At 42.0% G+C, this 20,154-nt stretch carries 14 protein-coding genes and 1 pseudogene; 9 read left to right on the top strand and 6 right to left on the bottom strand.

Annotated elements, in window-relative coordinates; all coding sequences use genetic code 11:
* Nucleotides 1–292: 292 nt before the first annotated feature.
* A pseudogene (locus RMX69_RS05250) lies at nt 293–553 on the bottom strand (four helix bundle protein); the annotation flags it as partial.
* Nucleotides 554–950: 397 nt separating this feature from the next.
* Between RMX69_RS05250 and RMX69_RS05255 the strand changes: the two are divergent.
* Nucleotides 951–1,829 carry a peptidoglycan recognition family protein gene (locus RMX69_RS05255; RefSeq protein WP_289797788.1) on the top strand — a complete coding sequence of 293 codons (879 nt, stop codon included), beginning with the start codon at nt 951–953 and terminating at the stop codon, nt 1,827–1,829.
* Nucleotides 1,830–2,050: 221 nt separating this feature from the next.
* Nucleotides 2,051–3,307, top strand: a complete 1,257-nt coding sequence (locus RMX69_RS05260; protein WP_289797789.1) for an FAD-dependent hydroxylase — start codon at nt 2,051–2,053, stop codon at nt 3,305–3,307.
* Between the two features lie 226 nt (nt 3,308–3,533).
* Here the strand turns inward: RMX69_RS05260 and RMX69_RS05265 are convergent, their stop codons facing one another.
* Nucleotides 3,534–5,060 carry a site-2 protease family protein gene (locus tag RMX69_RS05265; protein ID WP_289800036.1) on the bottom strand — a complete coding sequence of 509 codons (1,527 nt, stop codon included), beginning with the start codon at nt 5,058–5,060 and terminating at the stop codon, nt 3,534–3,536.
* A gap of 177 nt (nt 5,061–5,237) precedes the next feature.
* Here RMX69_RS05265 and RMX69_RS05270 point away from each other — a divergent pair, with 177 nt between their 5' ends.
* Nucleotides 5,238–5,969 carry an MBL fold metallo-hydrolase gene (locus tag RMX69_RS05270; protein ID WP_322636722.1) on the top strand — a complete coding sequence of 244 codons (732 nt, stop codon included), beginning with the start codon at nt 5,238–5,240 and terminating at the stop codon, nt 5,967–5,969.
* Between the two features lie 331 nt (nt 5,970–6,300).
* On the opposite strand, the gene dnaG is transcribed toward RMX69_RS05270, so the two are convergent.
* Nucleotides 6,301–8,280 (bottom strand): DNA primase, encoded by a 1,980-nt coding sequence (gene dnaG / locus RMX69_RS05275; protein WP_322636808.1) that lies wholly within the window; start codon nt 8,278–8,280, stop codon nt 6,301–6,303.
* Nucleotides 8,281–8,532: 252 nt separating this feature from the next.
* Between dnaG and RMX69_RS05280 the strand changes: the two genes are divergently transcribed.
* The 5 genes from RMX69_RS05280 (at nt 8,533) to gntT (ending at nt 13,932) form a co-directional block, all read left to right on the top strand.
* Complete coding sequence (locus tag RMX69_RS05280; RefSeq protein WP_322636723.1) at nt 8,533–9,885, top strand: N-acetylmuramoyl-L-alanine amidase; 1,353 nt, start codon at nt 8,533–8,535, stop codon at nt 9,883–9,885.
* Nucleotides 9,882–10,082 (top strand): hypothetical protein, encoded by a 201-nt coding sequence (locus tag RMX69_RS05285; protein ID WP_322636724.1) that lies wholly within the window; start codon nt 9,882–9,884, stop codon nt 10,080–10,082. The genes RMX69_RS05280 and RMX69_RS05285 overlap by 4 nt, the downstream gene beginning before the upstream one ends.
* A 379-nt stretch (nt 10,083–10,461) precedes the next feature.
* A complete protein-coding gene (gene iolM / locus RMX69_RS05290; RefSeq protein WP_322636725.1) occupies nt 10,462–11,649 on the top strand; it encodes a scyllo-inosose 3-dehydrogenase in 1,188 nt (395 codons plus the stop codon).
* Between the two features lie 167 nt (nt 11,650–11,816).
* Nucleotides 11,817–12,245, top strand: a complete 429-nt coding sequence (locus RMX69_RS05295; RefSeq protein WP_289797794.1) for a VOC family protein — start codon at nt 11,817–11,819, stop codon at nt 12,243–12,245.
* Nucleotides 12,246–12,567: 322 nt separating this feature from the next.
* The gene (gene gntT / locus RMX69_RS05300) at nt 12,568–13,932 is read left to right on the top strand and encodes a guanitoxin biosynthesis MATE family efflux transporter GntT (protein ID WP_322636726.1); all 1,365 of its coding nucleotides are present in this window, start codon (nt 12,568–12,570) and stop codon (nt 13,930–13,932) included.
* Nucleotides 13,933–14,188: 256 nt separating this feature from the next.
* Here gntT and RMX69_RS05305 read toward each other — a convergent pair whose 3' ends face one another.
* From RMX69_RS05305 to RMX69_RS05315, 3 genes are all read right to left on the bottom strand, one after another.
* Nucleotides 14,189–16,033, bottom strand: a complete 1,845-nt coding sequence (locus tag RMX69_RS05305) for a tetratricopeptide repeat protein (protein ID WP_289797796.1) — start codon at nt 16,031–16,033, stop codon at nt 14,189–14,191.
* Nucleotides 16,034–16,156: 123 nt separating this feature from the next.
* Nucleotides 16,157–16,927, bottom strand: coding sequence for a WecB/TagA/CpsF family glycosyltransferase (locus RMX69_RS05310; protein WP_289797797.1), 771 nt, complete (start codon nt 16,925–16,927; stop codon nt 16,157–16,159).
* Nucleotides 16,928–17,144: 217 nt separating this feature from the next.
* Nucleotides 17,145–18,212 (bottom strand): glycosyltransferase family 4 protein, encoded by a 1,068-nt coding sequence (locus RMX69_RS05315; protein ID WP_289797798.1) that lies wholly within the window; start codon nt 18,210–18,212, stop codon nt 17,145–17,147.
* 339 nt (nt 18,213–18,551) lie between these two features.
* On the opposite strand from RMX69_RS05315, the gene RMX69_RS05320 reads away from it, so the two are divergent.
* Nucleotides 18,552–20,054, top strand: coding sequence for an acyl--CoA ligase (locus RMX69_RS05320; protein ID WP_322636727.1), 1,503 nt, complete (start codon nt 18,552–18,554; stop codon nt 20,052–20,054).
* The last annotated feature ends 100 nt before the right edge of the window (nt 20,055–20,154 follow it).

Raw genomic sequence — 20,154 nt, forward strand, 5'->3', positions numbered from 1 at the left:
CCAGTCCCAGTAATTCTTAATTTAAGAATTGATAAGGGATTAAACAGTAGGTATAAGAAGAAAGTATTAACCGAAAGTAGCGAAACTTAGCTATACACTTGTGGCAAAGAAAGAGTAAAATCTAGCAATGGTAATAATTGCTTATCATTGAGTTGTTCAATTTCACGTAACAGTTATTGATTAACACTAATGGAATTGCCGACTGCTAACTATAAAAATCCGCTTTGTCTGAACTAATTTGCGTAGACAATAGGCAGGAGGCAGAGGGCAGGAGGCAAGAGATAGAAGGGTTTTAAGACTTAATCTTTTGAATGCTTGACACTAAAATTCCTTGCAATCTATCAACTTCTTCCAAAACAGGAGTAAATAGTTCAGGCGATGCTAATCCGACTTCTTTAGAAATAATCAACTGAGTATCGAGTTCTCAAAGCGAACCTAAAGCAATGTGCAGAAATTGGATATATTCGTTCTGCGTTCGTCTTCCATAGCCTTCAGCTATATTTGATGGTACGGAAACTGCCGAGCGTCTAATCTGGCTAGTTAATCCTTGAAGAAGGCAGAAGGCAGGAGGCAGAGGGCAGAAGGTTCAATTTAGAAGGGGATTCAACGCTCCCATTTTGACCTATCTTCGAGCCAGGTTAGAAGCTAAAGGATAATATTTTTCTAAGCTGCTAGTAGTTGGTGAAGAGGATGCGGGCAAAACATCATTAACAGCGCTACACGATGAAGATTTTTACACCCACCAATCCACTACCCACGGCATTGAAATTAAATGGCTTTTAACAGCACCATTGCAGGGATTATCAAGGTATATTTGACTAGAATTAAGGTATTATAGCGATGATTATTTGGATACCATAAGCGGTAGGGGTTTACAGAAGTGCGCCTCTACGACTGAAATACCAGTTTAGCTATAAATTAATATCTACCGTTTTACGGGTATTAGAAAAATGAAGTTTACAGACTGGGTGACTAGAGTGCTACTAATCTGGCTGATGTTCGCCACTCTAATTGTAGTGCTGCTAATTGGACGAGCAACAAAATTACACAACAATCCGACAATATCCCGTGCAGCCAATCCACAGGTTACAGCTTTCAGTAAATATCCCCAGGCGCAATTTCAATCAGCGAAAGAGCCAGAGAAGAAATTTCAAAATGTTATCAAGTCCCCAGTCAAGACTAACCAGCCTGTAGCAAGGTATGTAACCACTCAAGCTTTTGCACAGTACAGACCTAATTATGAAGTTGTCGCAGTTAACCCAACTAACTATGGAGAACGGTACGCCCAAGATGCTAACGGACTTCCTCTCAACAACCAACCAATTATCGTCATCCATGAAACTGGTTATTCAGCTTCTAGCGCCATCAATTTCTTTCAAGTAGCCCATGATGATGAAAGTGTGCAAGCAAGTTACCACGCTTTAATCAAGTTAGACGGAACGGTAGTTTATCTAGTACCGCCAGAAAAGCGGGCTTTTGGTGCAGCTAACTCTGTGTTTGAGACTCCACAGGGAGTGGAAACTGTGCAGACTAATCCGACTTTACCCGCGTCTGTAAATAATTTTGCTTATCACGTTTCTTTGGAAACACCGCCAGATAGTTATGACGCTAGTAGTCAACAAACCCATAGCGGCTATACGGAGGCTCAATATAATTCTCTTGCTTGGTTAATTGCTCAAAGTCAAGTCCCAGACGATCGCATCACTACCCATAAACTAGTAGACCGTTCTAGTAAAAAAGTTGACCCGATAAATTTTGATGGGAATAAATTTCTCAGCTTGCTTAATACTTATCGTCAGGTTAGACCAGTCTATCGAGTCAGCAAATAAATTATTCAATATTTTGGGCTGGGATCTTGCCAGATTTTGCCCTCACCCCCAGCCCCTCTCCCATACTTGGGAGAGGGGAGCAAATTCTCTAGTTCCCCTTCTCCCAACATGGGAGAAGGGGTTAGAGGATGAGGGCTATCTTTAATTTTGAATTGTTAACTTGCTCAAGAAGGCGCGATCGCGTCAAAATAAGAGTTAAGACGCTGTAATCTAACTTAACAATGGCCATAACGCAGCTTGAGCAAATTTCCCCTCAACTAACACCGCCAAATGAGCGGGGATATGAATATGATTTGGTAATTGTCGGCGGTGGGATTATTGGATTAACTCTAGCCTCTGCTTTAAAAGATTCTGGCTTGAGTATTTTGCTAATTGAGGCAAAAGTGGCATCAGCGGCGGTAGCGAAGGGACAAGCCTATGCAGTTCATCAGCTTTCGTCGCTAATTTATCAAGGAATTGGCGTTTGGGACAAAATGTTGCCTCAAATCGCTAAATATTGCCGAGTTCGTCTTTCGGATGCCGATCATCCTGATGTGGTGGAATTTACCACAGATGATATAAGTACAGCAGAGTTGGGTTATGTGGCGGAACACCAAGCTTTGTTGCAGCCGTTGCAAGATTTCGTCCAAGATTGCCCAAATGTGACTTATCTGTGTCCGGCGGAAGTGGTAAATACGCAATACCACCAGAATATAGTCGCCATAGATATTAAAGTTGCCGATCAACTAAGAACAGTTCGCAGCAAATTAGTTGTAGCAGCAGATGGATCGCGATCGCCTATTCGGCAAGCTGCTGGAATCAAAACTTCGGGCTGGAAATATTGGCAATCTTGTATTGTCGCCTTTGTCAAACCAGAAAAACCCCACAATAACACCGCTTACGAAAGATTTTGGTCTAGCGGGCCCTTTGCGATCTTACCTTTACCGGGGAACCGTTGCCGCATTGTCTGGACAGCGCCCCATGAAGAAGCAAAAGCTTTGTGTGCTTTAAATGATGAGCAATTTTTGGCAGAATTAACCCGCCGCTATGGCGATCAGATGGGGAAACTGGAATTACTAGGCGATCGCTTTGTTTTCCAGGTACAACTCATGCAAAGCGATCGCTATGTTCTCCCGCGACTAGCATTAATTGGTGATGCGGCACACAATTGTCATCCCGTAGGCGGACAAGGTTTAAATCTGGGTATCCGGGATGCAGCAGCTTTGGCGCAAGTAATTCAAGCAGCGCACAAAGCGGGTAAAGATATTGGTGACATTCAGATTCTCAAAGGTTATGAACACTGGCGCAAACTAGAGAATCTGACAATTTTAGGTTTCACTGATTTGTTAGATCGGATGTTTTCTAATAATTTCTTCCCTATGGTGGTAGTTCGTCGCTTGGGTTTATGGTTCTTGCAGCGAGTACCTGTATTAAAAGTATTTATGCTGAAATTGATGATTGGCTTGAAGGGGCGGACTCCAGAATTAGCAAAACGCTAAGGCTTGAGAACGTCATGGAGGAGGACAAGGGGAAAACCTCATAGACAAATCTATGAGCTGCTGAAAAAAAACAATCGCGATCGCTGATACAGCCAATTGCAAGGAAAGTGAAGTACACAACGATTCGCCTCAAAGCCAGGTAAAAAGACTGTTTTACTCCTGAATTCTGACTCCTGTTAGCGGATAGCTAAGGTTTAGCCCATTCTGACTCCTGAATTCTGCTTTTTTAAATTTGCAAAAAGTTAGCGATCGCTTGCGGTAATGGCAGAATAATTACAATCAGCAAAGCCATTGCCAGTAAGCCCCAAACGTCACGTTTGTTATCCAATTCAGTGACATCATTCAGTGCAGGTTCATCAATCAACGGCATAAATAATAAGATAATTGCCCACACCAAAAATTCTTCCCTAACTAAAGAAAGTAATAGCAACAGCACGCGAGAAATTTGACCAATAACGATCGCAGTTCGTTGTCCAAACATCGCATGGACAATGTGACCTCCATCTAATTGTCCCACAGGCATTAAATTTAACGCTGTGACAATTAGCCCTAAAAAACCTGCTACTGCAACTGGATGCAAATCGAGGGCTGATGTTGCTGTTAACTGACTTCCCAAAGCTAACTTCGAGAGGATAGCCAGTAAAATTGAATATTTGGGATTAAGGGCATCAGGATTTAAAAGTCGGGTTTTTTCACTCAGGGAAACTACATCAGAATGAGCCAAACCCCAGATTAGTAATGGCAAGGTGACAACAAAACCTGCAATTGGCCCAGCAATACTAATATCAAATAAAGCTTTGCGGTTGGGAATGGGACTACGCATCTGAATAAATGCGCCAAAAGTTCCCAAGAAGAAAGGTACGGGAATAAAGTAAGGCAACGTCGAGCGAATCTTGTAGAATTTAGCTGTCAAATAATGCCCAAGTTCGTGAGTGCCCAAAATAGCCATCAGCCCTAAAGCATAAGGCAATCCCTTGAATAGGACATCTGGGTTAGATAGAAGTTGGAACAAAGATCCAATTTGCCAAATAGGCGGCAGAGTAACACCAGCATTTTCCACTCCCACCAAGGTAGTAGTGATCAAAGTAGCTATTAGCAGCATCAGCGCTAATCCTGGACGAGTTAATCGTTCCTGGTTGCGTCGTGGTGTATCTGTCTGTTTCGCAGCAGCTTGAGTGTTGGGAACTAGGACAAAGAAAGGTTTGCCATTGAAGCCTTCTTGAAAAATCAGCAAGAAGCGATCGCCAAATTGTGCTTCAATATTAGTCTTAATCTGCTGGTAAGCGTTGCTGGCTTTAGTTCGCAACTGCCCCCGACAAATCACAGATTGTGGTCGATACTCAATATTTTGAACGTAGTATACAGACCAAGGAAAACAATTTCGCAGTTGAGTTTCTTCGGCTAGTTCAATGGGACGCACTATTGGTTCTGGGGTAGGCTGGATAGTTGGTTGTGATTCTGAGGCTGGGGTTTGGGCTTCGTCTGTCTGTGTATCTCTTGGTACTTGACGCCCCCATTGAAACAACGCCCAGTACAAGACTGTGCAGACAAATACCGACCAGAGGATCAGTCCTGGCGGTGGAGGTTGTTTCGCCCCGTAGATTAGCGTCCATCCACTCAACAGGAATGCTGGTGTCATTAAAACCAGCCACAACAACCATACTGGTGTGCGGGTAATGAGAGCAACGCTGCGCTGCACCATTAGATAAGTAGCAAGCCCCAGCAGGAGGATAAACAGAAACCAAAATGCCATGTTCTCTTCAGTAATTTTGACAAAACGCCCCACCAGTAGCTTCAGCACCATAGCATTAACTACAAGGCAGACCTCAAATCCCAATAACAGTGCTGTTTAACGCTCAAGTTGCAATTCTTGAGAATTTCCACACTGTCATCAAATTGTCCACAACTCCTCAGTTTCGGTTCTTTGATTATGTGCCCTTTACCTCAACAGCCAAGTCATACAACTAAGCCACCACGGGCTGTCTTCCTGGACGAAGTACTCAGCGGAGGTTCTCTGCAATCGGACTTCGCACAAGAGAGCATTTTTGCTTTTCCACCCAATCGGGACACATTAGGGGGAACCTCTTATTTTATTGTAAGAAATGAAGGCAATATCCTCATAGATTGCCCTGCACTAGAAAAAACAAATCAAGATTTTTTAACAGCACATGGAGGCGTGCGTTGGTTATTTATCACCCATCGCGGCGCTATTGGCAAGACTGCTGAATTTCAGCAAGCCTTTGGCTGCGAGGTGCTAATTCAAGAGCAAGAAGCGTATTTATTACCAGGCTTAACCGTAACTACTTTTAGACAAGAATTTACTCTTGATACTGCAACACAAGTAATTTGGACACCAGGACATTCTCCCGGCTCATCTTGTCTCTACTACAGTGAACTTGGAGGTATATTATTTTCTGGTCGCCATTTACTCCCAAACCAGAATGGTCAAGCAGTACCATTACGGACAGCTAAAACCTTTCACTGGCCAAGGCAAATTCAGAGCATTCGATTATTGTTAGAACGTTTCACACCAGAAACTCTCCAGTATATTTGTCCTGGAGCTAATACAGGTTTTCTTAGAGGTAGGCGAGTTATAGATCGAGCTTATCAACACCTCGCCTCTCTGGATTTACCAACTTTGCTGGGGATACAACCACTTTAGAGGCAGCATGGCTGTTGAGAACCGCAAGGATGAAATTTTGTCCAGACAGCAATTTTCATGTATTTGAACCATACATGTCGTAGGGGTGCAAGGCCTTCATAGGTGTCAACTTAACGCTAAACCCACTTGGTGACAACGTTTTGCCCTCACCCCCTCTCCCTTGGGGAGAGGGGAACTAGACATTCAATTCCCCTTCTCCCAAGGGAGAAGAGGGGATGAGGGCGTGAGGTATTTGCAAAACGCCTGTCCGATATTTTTCCCCACAATGCCAAGAAGTCTACTGAACTATCTTGAGGTCTAATCAAGATTTAGGTTGAGCGTGAGTGCAAGGCTACAATAACTCGGTGATGGAAAATAACCGTTGTCGGTCTATTTGTTGAAGCTTGATTTTTTCAGCGTAGAAGGCCTGATAATAATATTCATAGCGCTCTGGTTCCGCTTCTGGATCGGTTTGTTGCCATAGTTCCAAAAAGTGACGATAGCGTTTTTCAAGCATCACTAAATCCATACAAGCGATCGCAGCTTGAACTACTTGCGGAGTCCGCAGTATTTCTTTCTGGTTTTTTTCATCCACATGAAATAAATGGGAAATTAACCCAATCTCGCTGTCAAATTCTAAAAACCGATCTTGGAGACGGGAAATTAAATTTGGTAGAGACGCAAAGTTTTTCGTCTCTCCATCACCGGATGACATTTCTAAAATCTGTTGCCATAAAAATCGGTGGTGGGAAAGACTAAATTGCAAATCTCGCTCCTCTAGTTCGTCAACAATCATTTGACGCTGTTCGGGACAATGCAAGTAAATCCGTAGTAATAATGCCTCTGCGTGTTCTAAAAGGCTGCGTTCTGTGGGGAGTGGAGAGTTGGGACTTGTACTGAGAGAAGCCGAAGTAGTGGACAATGCGGATTTGCCACCTCCCCATGCTTTCTTTGCTGATACGGGCTTAGAATATGTAGCCGCAGCCGGAGCAATTTGAGTTAGCAGATTTTCGACTCTTAGGGGTATAAGTCTGGTATCTCCCAAGCTGAGTATTTCTGCACAGTAGGAAACATAATAATTTCGTGTATCGCTGTTAGCTATATTTTTAAGTAATTTGACTATTTGCTGAGTTACTTGCTGAAAATCGGTAGCCTGTTTTAAGTCTCGGTCTTGAATAATTTGCTGAATCTGCCAGTCTAGCCAAAGTGGCGCATTTTTTAGCAGTTCTCCATAATCTTCTGGAGTGTGACTATGCAAATATTCATCAGCATCTTTGCCATCGGGTAAATTGAGAATTTTTAGCTGAACTTCGCCCTTATATGCTAGTTCGGCAATTTCACCGATCGCCCGTTCGGCGGCATTGGTTCCGGCTTTATCAGCATCAAAGTTGAGTACTAATTGTTTCGATTCGGTGTAGCGTAATATTAACCGGACTTGTTCTAAGCTTAAGGCTGTACCAAGTGAGGCGATCGCGTTATTAATACCAGCAGCGTGGAGAGCGATCGCATCAAAATATCCCTCTACCACCACAGCTTGATCGAGTTGAGAAATCCCATCTTTAGCTTGATCGAGGGCAAATAATGTTTTACCTTTACTAAAAAGTTCGGTTTCTGGTGAATTCAGATATTTAGGTTGTTCATCAGTGAGAGTTCTCCCACCAAAGGCAATGACGCGTCCTTGAACATCGCGGATGGGAATCATCAAGCGATCGCGAAATACATCATAATATCCGCCCCCTTCCCGGCGTGGCTTAATCAATCCCGCTTTTTCCAGTATTTGCACTGGGTAATGTTTATCATCCACTAAATAACGATAGAGAGTTTCCCAACCTGCGGGGGCATAACCTAAACCAAATTGCTGTATAGTTTCTTCTTTGAATTGGCGGTTAGATTGTAAATATTTAAGTGCCTTTTGCCCTTGTGATTGTCTGAGTGCGTGTTGATAAAACTGTGCGGACGAAGCCAGAACTTCATACAACTGTTCACGCAAAGATAGCTGACGCTGTAATTCTTGGCGTTGTTCGGGTTCGAGAGTTTGCACAGGGACTTGGTAACGCCGTGCTAAATCCAGCACCACGTCAGCAAAAGAACGCTTTCCCAACTCCATGACAAACTTAATGGCATTTCCCCCAGCTTGACAGCCGAAGCAATAATACATTTGCTTGGTCTGGCTAACGGTGAAACTAGGAGATTTTTCATCATGGAAGGGGCATAAACCAACGAAATCCTTTCCACGTTTGCGTAAAACTACGTATTCCGAGACGACATCTACAATATCAGCCCGTAGTTTAACTTCTTCAATTGTGTCTGGGTGCAAGCGGGGGATTTGCATGGCTTTGTCATTAGTCACTTGTACTGAGTTTCGACTGCGCTCAACTACCGCGTTCGCGTAGCGTCTCGTTGGCGCAGCTCTCGTAGAGAAGAGAAGCCGAAGTATTGGTCATTTGTCATTGGTCATGAACTTTGGAGAAATACCAAAGGACAAATGACTTTAGACTTCTGATAGCTATTATATTCTTGTTGCTAGACCAAAAATGATTTGTAGAATTGCTTACACTAAAATTTATCAGAGGAAATACTGAAAATGGGGCGTATTTTTATATCAGCGGCTCATGGAGGCAAAGAAGCGGGAGGAATAGATCAAGGTGCGATCGCAGGTGGTACAACTGAAGCTAGAGAAATGATTCTGCTGCGGGATTTGATTGTCACGGAACTGAGGGCGCGGAGTTTGGAAATTTTAGCGGTTCCTGATGACTTGAGCGCCGCCCAAACTATCACCTGGATCAATTCCCGCGGCCGCCGGGGTGATGTCGCCCTAGAAATTGCAGCTAATGCGGCTAATAGCCCTTCTGTGCGTGGGGCTAGCGTTTTCTACATTGCTAATAATAGCGATCGCAAGAGTAATGCTGAACAGCTACTAGTGGGGTTGTTGCGCCGCGTACCCCAATTACCGAATCGGGGAGTTAAGCCAGATACAGATAGTGGATTGGGTAGTTTAGCATTTTGTCGTCAGACAACGCTGCCAGCTTTGGTAATGCAAGTAGGGTTTCTCAGCAATCCAGAAGATCGGGCTTTGCTGCAAACTCGTCGCCGCGATTTTGCTTTGGGAATTGTCGATGGATTGGTAACTTGGAGTCGTGTAATTGACCCCACTCCTGGAACTCCGACAGAAGCAAATTATCCGCCAATTAATATCAATATTAATGGGCAAAGTTACTCGGAACAAGGAGTGCTAGTTAATGGTAATGCTTACATTCCCATCGATTTAGTAGATCGTCTAAGAATTGACCTTTCAAAAGCAGCTAATGTCAATCGCATTACCTATCGCAAAGTAGTTTATGTTAAAGCGATTGAACTGCGAGATTTTAATGTTGCAGTTAGTTGGGATGCGGCAACTCGTACTGTTAGCTTGCGATCAAATTTGGTGGTTTGCCCTGGTCAATTTGAGCGGTTAATGTCGAACGGTAATACTTCTGAAATACAGTTACAATTATTCCTCAGAAACAATAATGAAAATGCCTTAACAAAGTTTCCTGATATCCCAAAACTTTATCGGGAAGAAGCAGGTATAGAAGGAGTGAACTATGATATTGCCTTTTGCCAAATGTGTGTAGAAACTGGATTTTTACGGTTTGGTGGCGATATTAGACCTGAGCAAAATAACTTTGCAGGCTTAGGTGCGATCGGTGGCGGTTCGGAGGCTGCGTCTTTTCCAAGTGCCAGAATTGGAGTCAGGGCGCACATCCAACATTTGAAAGCTTACGCCAGTTTAGAACCTTTGGTACAAGAAGTAGTAGATCCCAGATTTCGCTTTGTAACGCGGGGAATTGCGCCATTAATCGATCAGCTATCAGGGCGGTGGTCAGCAGATTTGGATTATAGTACAAAGATTTCAGCAATGCTTAAACGATTATATGAATCAGCAGGACTTCTTTGAGTAAGGATAAGAAAATTACTCAGGTTCTGCAATGTGCGATCGCCTATGGTGGGCGAAATGCGATCGCAAACACGATCTGCTTCAGCCGGAATGTGGGTTTTGAGTATCTTAACATTGCGATTTTTTTTGCTATTCTGCCCACTCAGAGACGATTGTACTTTCATAACACTCATACATCCCCGTTAGAGGAATTATAAAATTTTTATTAAATTCCTTAATTGTCTTAACTGTCCTTGCTTTTTGTTGAATTAATTTTTAATATTTTTTCATTGAGTAAAAGAAGGACATAAATATATCGGTATAAAAAATAACTGTTAATGACGTGATTATTTTGGATGTAAAAGGCAGCATAAACATTGCAGAAGGTTCTGTACCTCTTGGTAAGGCAGTTATAAACGCCCTTGAAGGTGGGGCTAAAAATGATATTCAAATCATACTTCAATAATTTCTCATAGAAATTGTCACAATCAACACATATATCTTGGCACTTTGCAAACTACTGCCACAGTATTCTGCTCTAGTGTTTTACCAAGACAATGTGCTTACAGGCATCGCAGGGAGGTGAGAAATCCCTCTGTGAAAAATCATTCATTACAAGTAATTGGAAATTATTTAATGAAAGCATTACTGGCTGAAGCTACATGGACACCAAAGAAGCAAAACCTTAACAAAAATTTAGGTGTTGTCGGGAGCCTTGCTTGGAAAGATCCACAATTGAAGATTGTTGATAAAAGCTTCCCTGTTCTTAGGCATGATGAGCTTCTAGTAAGGGTTAAATATTGTGGTGTCTGTGGATCAGATATTCACGTTTATGAGACAGATAAAGAAGGGTATATTCTATTTTCTGGCCCTACCAAGTTACCCGTTGTTTTAGGACATGAGCTTTCAGGTGAAATCGTCGAAGTTGGTAAAGAAGTTAAAGGATTTTACCAGGGTGATATTATAACTACAGAAAGCATTTTATGGTGTGGACACTGTACACCTTGCCGCACAGGAATGCCTAATCAGTGTGAAAATGTCGAACTGTTGGGATTAACAGTAGATGGTGGCTTCGCTGAATATATAACTCTCAAAGCAAAATATTGTTGGAAACTTAATCATTTACAAGAAAGATATTCCTTTGAAGAGGTTTGTAAAATAGGTACTTTAATAGAACCTATCGGTTGTGCTTATAACGGTATCTTTATATCGGGAAATGGTTTCTTACCTGGTGCATTTGCCATAGTCTATGGTGTAGGAGCAATTGGACTAGGTGCTGTGATGTTACTTAAAGCAGCAGGTGCAGCAATAGTAATAGCAGTTGATTCTATTGAAGAAAGACTCAATATTGCTAAATCAATGGGAGCTGATTACGCTTACAATATAGCCTCCACAAATGATTTTTCGGAGATGGTTCAAGAAATTACAGGAGGTTGGGGAGCCGATATTCAAGTTGAAGCCGCAGGAGCAGCTAAATATACCATCCCAATGATGGAAAGAAATATTGCCAAAAGAGGAAAAATTATTTATTTAGGTAGGGCAGACTCAGAAGCATTTATAGATTTGAATAGTCTTGTAAGTGGGGCACATACAATAGTAGGTTCTCGCGGACATTCTGGATATGGAATATTTAATAACGTAATCGCCATGATTCACAAAGGAAAACTTTGTGGAATTGAAAAACTTGTAACTTCATCTTTCCCCTTGAGAGACATCTTAAATGCTTTCGAGTCTTCGCGTTCCAGAAAAGATGGAAAAATACTAATTAATATGCACTCTGTATAAGATAATCAGAAAATACTTAGTTTTCTAGCTGAATTATTGCCTGTGGTATTAATATCACGTGGTGAATTTAAATCTCTAATATTTTTGGCTACTCCAGCATACTATTAGGGAGTTTAAAACAAGCGATTGATTACCTTACCTGGAATTTTTGAAAGTAGTCTTTAGCAATGAACAAAACTTTATTTCATCTTACCTTTCCTGTGACAGACCTTGCTCTGGCAAAAACCTACTATGTTGATGCTTTGGGTTGTATTCCTGGTCGAGAAAATCGTCAACTTTTAATTCTTAATCTCCACGGACATCAATTTGTGGCTTTCTTGACTAAAGAAATCCTTGTACCTCAACCGATATACCCCAGGCATTGCGGAATTGTCTTTAGCTTAAAAAGTGATTGGGAAGAAGTACTTTCAAGGGCAGAGCGACAAAAGCTCACTTTTAGACAAAAACCCGAACTCCGTTTTGCTGATTCTTTTATAGAGCATGATACCTTTTTTTTAGAAGATCCTTTCTATAACTTGATAGAGTTTAAACATTATCGTCACCCAGAAGCAATTTTTGGATATTATGACTATACGCAAATAGAAGAACGGGTTTGACAGGGGTTAAAATAATTCGTAATTTGTAATAACGTTCCTACCTCGCTAACGTAATTCGTGATTAAAATAGTAGGAGATTTATCAAACAGAATTCAGAACTCAGGAGTCAGAATTCAGTATGAATAATGCACAACTGGTGGATAAATAAGTGAGTTTAAGACCCCCGCTAATTGATTCTGACTTCAGAATGCTGGATTCTGGATTCTTCTTCAATTACAACTAATTCAAAATCACCAATTTGACAATTTGGTGTGGTGTTGCGCCGAAAATAACGAACTACGAATTAGCTAAATATCCAATCGCATCAGCTAACTAATTCTAAATGTTAGGAAATAATGACTTGCAAGACCGATGGATTCCTCGCTATTTCAGATTAGCGATCGCAAATATGCTCTCCAATTTAATGGTGCCGTTGTCTGGAATGGTTAGTGTTTCCTTTTTAGGACACTTGCAAGACATTCGTCATTTAGCTGGCGTTGCACTGGGGACAGTTCTGTTTAATTACTTCTATCGAACATTCAATTTTTTGCGTCTCTCTGTGACTGGCACAACTGCCCAGGCGACTGGAAGGAACGATCGCGAGGAAGTACTACTGCTAGGCTTACGGAATGTTTTAATTGCCCTCTGCTTAGGATTTGCTGTTTTGCTCCTACAATACCCACTGCGAGAGTTGGGGTTTATTGTCTTGAACAATGCTCCAGAGGTGAAAGCGGCTGGAGTGGACTACTTCAACATGCGGATTTGGGGTGTACCTGCGGTTTTGGTGAATATGGTGCTGTTTGGCTGGTTGATGGGGCGCGAACAGAGCGGGAAAGTGTTAGCCTTATCGGCTTTTGGTAACATCCTTAACATCTTCTTAAGTTACCAGATGATTCTGCGAGCGGGTTGGGACAGCATGGGAGCAGGCTTGGCACAAGCTTTGAGCCAATTTCTTATGATGGTGCTTGGACTAATTTGGGCCAAGAGTGAAATCCAGTGGCAAGAGATCCGTGCCGTCGCGCCTCAACTTTGGGACAAATCTGCTTGGAATGAGACTTTTGCCCTGAGTCGGGAGCTTTTTGTGCGGACACTGGCAGTTGGGTTTACCTTTTGGGCCTTTACCAATCTGTTTGCTGGGATGGGAAGAATCGCCTTTGCAGAAAATGTCTTACTGCTTGAGTTCCTGACGCTAGGAATTCAAATACTCAATGGCTTGTCTTATGCAACAGAAACCTTGACAGGCAACTTTCATGGCACAAACGATCGCAAGCAGATGGTTCCACTGCTTGGCGTTTCTGTAGGCGTGACTCTGATGTTTGCAGTTACCATGTCCCTTACCTGCATCCTGTTTCCTCAGACGGTATTTGGGCTACTCACAAATCATACGGAAATAACCACCCAGATTGATCGCTATATTCCCTGGCTAATGGGCGTACTGGCGCTGTATGCCTTCGTCGTCTCAATTGAGGCTTATTTCTTTGGTTTGGCAGAAGCATTAATACTCCGAAATGCGGCTTTTATTGCAACTGGGTTAGGGTTTATTCCCACAGCAGCCCTGGCTTGGAAGTTACAGAGTGTCCATCTTTTGTGGTTGGCGATGTCTTTGTTCATGGTGACTAGGGTTATAGTGCAGGGAATTCAGATCCCTAGAACCTTGAAACTAGCGACAGAAGATATTGTTCCTGCTCAAAAGACTCAAGCTTCATGAAATTTCGCGAAAGCAGCTAAGGCAGACTTATCGTGCCACCACAATTCATTTAAATAAGCAAGTTAAATATAGAGTTTTGCTACAAAATATACTTAAAGAGAGTGTTATTTCTTTACTCGTATAGAGACTGTTGGGATTTGTTAAGCTGTGGAGCATCGCACGGTTTTTACCAAAGATAGGTAGAGGACAAGAAGCGGGACGAAGAAAATATATTTTTTGTATGGGGTTTACCTCCTGCCCCCTGCCTCCTGCCTTCTCACATATCTCCCTGATATTCTTCTAACAATTGCGGAATGTGATCGTACCCATCCACACCAATAACCGCAATAATTTTCGGGCGATGTTGCTGTAAGAACTTTTGGAAAGCTTCTGCCCCGATTTGTCCTTGTAAAATTGTCAGTAACCCTGCTGCTTGACGCCACTCATTAGAAGCAATTTGCTCCAAAAGATACATTCCCAAGCAGCCTGTGTAAACAGTTTTTTCGGAATTTTGCAGATGATAATAAGCTTCTGCTAAATAAGCTAAGTTCCGTCCTTGGAGATACAAATCACCGGAAACTTGCGCTGTTTTAAAGCCATCTTCCAGATACTTAATTGCCGTTTGGTGTTCTCCAATTACTAGATAGGCAATTCCTAAGCTGCTGACACATAAGGCTTTACTTTGAAGATCGCCTAATTTTTCTGATAATTTTAAACCTTGTTCCAAATAATTAATTGCGGCTTCATAGGTTTCTGGTTCTAGGTTTTCCAATTCCTGAGCTTGCATGACTTCGCTGTAACCTAAATTCACTAGCGCGTTTGCTTCTCCGGTGCGATCGCCTGCTTGCCGACTCAGTATTAATGCTCGTTGACTGTAGTTAATTGCCTCAGCATAATTTTGCTGTTGCACGTAGGTACGGCTGAGGTGATTGAGATTGGCAATTTCACAGGTGCGATCGCCTGCATTTCTGGCTATATCTAGCGCTTGCTGATGAAAATCAATTGACCGCTGGTATTGTCCCAAAGCCCGCTGAGAATAGCCCAAAAGGGTCAAAATCCTTGCCTTTTCTTGCGTTCCCTCACCTCTTCGCAGTGGTTCATCCAGATAATCTAGGGCATCTCGTAAATAAGTACCAGTAAAAGAGGCAAAAATCCCGCCGTAAAAGGGAAAATACGGACGCTGGGCAAAGGTTCGTAAAATCTGGAGCATGATTTGAGAACAGGCATCGCTGTATATTGTCCCAATGCTCCTAAAACCACTTGCTAACTGACTCCAAATCACTGCAAAGGTCAAAAAAGTGGAAATGGACAACTTTGGCCCCGCTTTCACATCGTAAGCTTGTTGGTCAAACCAGTTAATTAGTCCCCGTTGCAAGAACTGTAAAATCAATGCCATTTCCACCCAATCTCTAAGGGTGATGCCTCGTTGTCGTTCGGCAAACTCAATTGCGGATTCTTCCCTAGCTAAGGTGCGAAGTAGTGTTTTGGGTAATTCACTATTGAGTTGTTTAGCCCAACTTGCCCAAGGGCCACTTTCTCCCGGTACGCCGCCAAATCCCAAAGATTCCTTTTGCTCGTACATCCAACTGAGTAAGTTGTCTTGCAATCGCTGCCAAGAAGCTAAACCACGGGTAATCCCTTCGGAAAATTGTTGTAAATCAGCATCTGCCTGAGCAAATTGCTGCAATGCCTTTGATAACTGCTGTAACTGTTGTAAATTTAGCGGATACTTCTGATTTGGGTCAGTAACCCGGATAAATGCCGCTAGACGCTCGGCAGCAGGTGCTGTGGTGATTTCTGTAGCTGCAAAGGCGATCGCTTCTGTGGCTTTATTTTGCTCTTGCCAGCGTTGCCATTGGCTTTGAATGGTCTTAATGGCTCTCAAAGAGCGAGTCGCTTTGGCTTTCTTGAGTTCGTCTTTTTCGCTATCTACTTGACTTTGGAGGGAATTCAGGCGATCGCTCAAAGCTAGCTCAAACACTTCCCCTGTCCCGGAAGTAATTCCTTTAAGCAGCATTTGATACACCTGTTCTACAGAGCTAATTTTGCCCTTGAGGGTGGTTTCGACAATTTCATCGATTAAGGCAAGATAGCGATCGCTTAATGGCAGAGAGTCTGGCACTTTGGCTACTAGGAGAATGTCACGTCAATTCTAATTCTAGTCTTGGCCGCAGAGGTAGGGGAAACAATTGGCCACTTTTCACCAGTCATGGTCATAACAAACGCGAAATTTAGAAAAATTTATTTAGCGATTTGTTATCATTCCTTGAGTGATTCGCTGTTTAACTACACGATAAAAAAATAATGGAATGCCTACAAGATAACGGTCTGCTAGACGAGTGGGTTCAGTAATTAAGCGTGTTAACCACTCCAGACCATTATCAGTCAGCCAACGCGGGCCGCGATATATAGAGTCAGTATAAAAATCTAGACAAGCACCCAAAGGTAAAAATACAGTAGTTTCAATTTTATTGAAGTTATCTAAAATCCAGCGTTCTTGTAATGGCATACCAAAACCAATATATAAAATATCTGGTTGGAATTTATTAATTTTTTCTATTACCAAATCATTCTCTTTTCCTGATTTATCAAAATAACCATGATGTCCATGTACGCGTAAATTAGGTGCAATTGATCCTAACTTAGTAATTGCCTTATCCACTACGCCAGGTTTTCCAGCTAACAAAAATAAAGAAAGGTTTTCTTGAGCGCACTTTAATGCTAAATCTTCGATGTAATCTGGTGCTGTCATTCGATGTGCAGATTGCATTGAATAACCGTTAAATCTAGCTCCTACCATTACACCAAATCCGTCACAAAATACTAAATCAGCCTTATTCAAAAAATCTCGATACCAAGACTTTTCATAAGCGAAATTCATTGCTCTGATATTCACATGTCCTACAACTGTCTTTTTTTGGCTTTTTGCTGCTTCTATTAAATAATCAACTAATTCTTGTACTTTAACTTTATGGAATCTTGTATCAAATAATTTCACTTCCGGAAAAGTTTTCATTTCTGCACCTCCCTCACTTATGAGCCAGTATACCAAGTTTAGAATAATCCGAACAACAAAAGAATAATACTTCTATCGCTCCCTTGATTTTCCCTAATATTAAATCCATACCTTTTTAACGCCTATTATCCTTATACAGAATTCATTACGTCGTTTTGAAGTTTGGTATTTAATACATAGTGGAAGTCAATTCAAACTATTTTCATCAAGATGATTCTCAATTGATAACTGCTGTATAAATGCATGTTAAAGACGTAAGATAATTATTTATGTCCAAGTCTTTAACTCTGACTCGTGCGTTATTTCCCAAAGATATTCTCAGATTTTCGTCTGCAATTAAGGATTGCATTGCCTCTGACAATTGTTGAATATTCCCCGGATTAACTAATAAACCATTCTGGTTTTGAGTAACTATTTCGGGTATTCCTCCTACTGCGGTAGTGATAACTGCCAAACCCCAACTCATTGCTTCTAGTAGTGCCATAGGCAGACCTTCGTTGTAGGAAGGTAACACAAAGACATCAGCTTTAGTTAAAAGCTCGTCGCGTTTTTCTTGATCTACCCAATCAAGAATAGTGATGTAGTCAGTAAGATTTAGAGTTGGGATCAAACTACGAGCTTGTTCTACATCTCCATCCCCTGCTATCACTAACTTGGCTTGGCTTTGTTGAGCAACAGGCATAGAAGCAAATGCTTTAATTAAATCAAAAGCACCTTTGCGCTCACCAATGCGCCCTAAAAATAAGAAAAATATCTGTTTGGAATCTATTCGCTGTGGAATTTGTGCAGGAATTTTTACTGGGTTAGGGAGAACAATAACTTGCTCTGCCTTCAAACCAAGATTCTCAATGTAAAAATTTTTCCAGCTATCTGATAAAACAATGAAACGGGTGCATTTACAAAAAGACCAACTTAGCCACTGCTTAAGCAATTGAGGTAGTTTAGAGTAAAACAAATGAAAATCAGCACTATGAGTATGAATAATTACTGGTTTCTTAAATAACCAACCAACAAGAGTAGTAATTGAATGACGAAAAGCACTACCTCTATCTGAAACATGAATGTGAATTAGGTCAGTTCTTTGGTTTAATAAGTTCCAAAATAACTTACCTATTGCCTGCAAAAACACTAACACTTTATGGAAAGTAGAACCATTCGGTAAAGTCGTAATGTGTTTAATTTGAATATCAGAGGTAGTTTCTTCAAGAATGAGCTTCTCCACAGAAACTATTCCACCTTGGCGCTCTAAGCTTTCGCCCAACATAGTAATTTTTATGGAATTCATAATTACTATTAATATGTTTTGGAAATTGAGTACACGGCTATTTATATAAGCTATTGAACAAATTTCTTCTAGTTATATCCAAAGGACTACTCCAAGAGCATTTTGAGAATTAATGCTAATAACTCTATCTGCTTGAGCGCAGATCCATAAATTTATTCAATGTACACTTTTATGATTTTACAGGATGATCTCCATAACAAAATTTTGTCATAGGGATTATTATAAGGCTGTTGAAAATATTGTTGTTAATAACAGCATTCTAGCACTCTCTCATAACTAAAAGCTAAGTAATAATTTTTTGTTTAAGCTAAATCATGTATTTACAGATCAGAAAAACTAATGAATTTATTTGAGCTTTTAGTAGGGGAAGACAATCATCCAGCCCTAGTTACGTCTGAAGGGCGATCGCTAACCTATAAGCAATTACGCGAGAATGTTATTGGACTGGTATCTCAACTCAACAGCTTTGGATTGAAACGGGGAGAACGCATTGCCATTGCCATGACTAACGGTTCACCAATGGCGATTACCTTTTTGGCTGCTGCCTTATGTGGCACTGCTGCACCCTTAAATCCCAAATACAAACAAGAAGAATTTGCCTTTTACTATCAAGATACCCAAGCAAAAGCAGTGATTACGTTGTCTGAGGGGTCAGAAGCAGCCATTGCTAGCGTCACACCCGACATGATGGTGATTAATGCCCAGGTAAATACTGACGGTACATTAAGCTTTGAATTAGTCAAAACAGGCTCAAAACCAGCAGAATCTGCGAATCCCGTAGCCCCCAACGCTGATGATATAGCGATGATTCTCCACACTAGCGGCACTACCAGTCGTCCCAAGCGTGTGCCGATTCGTCATCGCAACTTAATCGCTTCAGCCGGCAATCTGATTAGTGCTTACTCACTCACAGCAGCTGATACTACACTTTGCCTAATGCCCCTATTCCATGTTCACGGATTGGTGGGGTGTTTGCTGGCAACTCTGGCTTCGGGTGGTACATTAGTTTGTCCCAATGGTTTTAATGCCTTGGAGTTTTGGAAATTGGTAGATACCTACAAACCCACTTGGTACTCCGCAGCGCCAACCATGCACCAGACAATTTTGGCGCGTGCTAGCCGCAACCCAGAAATTGTCAAAGCTAACCGCTTTCGTTTTATTCGCTCTAGTAGCGCTTCTTTGGCGCCGATTATCATTGAACAGCTAGAGGCAACTCTGAATGCTCCTGTGGTGGAATCTTACAGCATGACTGAAGCATCTCACTTAATGACCACCAATCCCCTACCGCCAAAAGTCAGGAAACCAGGTACTGTAGGTTATGGCTTCGGTGTGGAAGTGGGCATTATGGACTCCGAAGGCAACCTATTATCTCAGGGAAGCTTGGGCGAGGTGGTGATAAAAGCACCCAATGTTATAGATGGCTACGAAAACAACCCAGAAGCTAACGCTACTGCTTTTGTGAACGGTTGGTTCCGCACCGGAGATCAGGGTGCAGTGGATGCAGACGGCTATCTCCGCTTGACTGGACGGATTAAAGAATTGATTAACCGGGGTGGGGAAAAAATTTCTCCTTTAGAAGTGGATGATGTCTTACTGCGCCATCCTGCCGTCGCCGAAGCCTTAGCCTTTGCCGTCCCCCACAAATCTTTAGGAGAAGATATCCACGCAGCTGTGGTTCTGAAAGCAGAAGTTAGCGAAAAAGAACTTTTAGCTCACTGTGCAACTATGCTGGCAGACTTCAAAGTTCCCAAGCAAATTCACATTTTAGATCAACTACCTCGTGGTGCTACCGGGAAACTGCAACGGTTGGCGATGGCGAAATTGCTGAATATAGAGGAGTAGGGAGTAAAGGAGCAGAGGAGCAGGGGAGCAGGGGAGCAGGGGAAGTGATTTGTATCAGTAATTGGGAGATGGCGATCGCTAAGCTTAAACATTTTCCATT

It is taken from the genome of Nostoc sp. EspVER01 (genome assembly GCF_034530635.1).
Lineage (GTDB): Bacteria > Cyanobacteriota > Cyanobacteriia > Cyanobacteriales > Nostocaceae > Nostoc.

Bases quoted from the DNA above. Each gene is read 5' to 3' on its own strand.
- RMX69_RS05255 (WP_289797788.1), top strand. From the start codon at position 951: ATGAAGTTTACAGACTGGGTGACTAGAGTGCTACTAATCTGGCTGATG.
- RMX69_RS05260 (WP_289797789.1), top strand. From the start codon at position 2,051: ATGGCCATAACGCAGCTTGAGCAAATTTCCCCTCAACTAACACCGCCA.
- RMX69_RS05265 (WP_289800036.1), bottom strand. From the start codon at position 5,060: ATGGCATTTTGGTTTCTGTTTATCCTCCTGCTGGGGCTTGCTACTTAT.
- RMX69_RS05270 (WP_322636722.1), top strand. From the start codon at position 5,238: ATGTGCCCTTTACCTCAACAGCCAAGTCATACAACTAAGCCACCACGG.
- dnaG (WP_322636808.1), bottom strand. From the start codon at position 8,280: ATGCAAATCCCCCGCTTGCACCCAGACACAATTGAAGAAGTTAAACTA.
- RMX69_RS05280 (WP_322636723.1), top strand. From the start codon at position 8,533: ATGGGGCGTATTTTTATATCAGCGGCTCATGGAGGCAAAGAAGCGGGA.
- RMX69_RS05295 (WP_289797794.1), top strand. From the start codon at position 11,817: ATGAACAAAACTTTATTTCATCTTACCTTTCCTGTGACAGACCTTGCT.
- gntT (WP_322636726.1), top strand. From the start codon at position 12,568: ATGTTAGGAAATAATGACTTGCAAGACCGATGGATTCCTCGCTATTTC.
- RMX69_RS05310 (WP_289797797.1), bottom strand. From the start codon at position 16,927: ATGAAAACTTTTCCGGAAGTGAAATTATTTGATACAAGATTCCATAAA.
- RMX69_RS05315 (WP_289797798.1), bottom strand. From the start codon at position 18,212: ATGAATTCCATAAAAATTACTATGTTGGGCGAAAGCTTAGAGCGCCAA.
- RMX69_RS05320 (WP_322636727.1), top strand. From the start codon at position 18,552: ATGAATTTATTTGAGCTTTTAGTAGGGGAAGACAATCATCCAGCCCTA.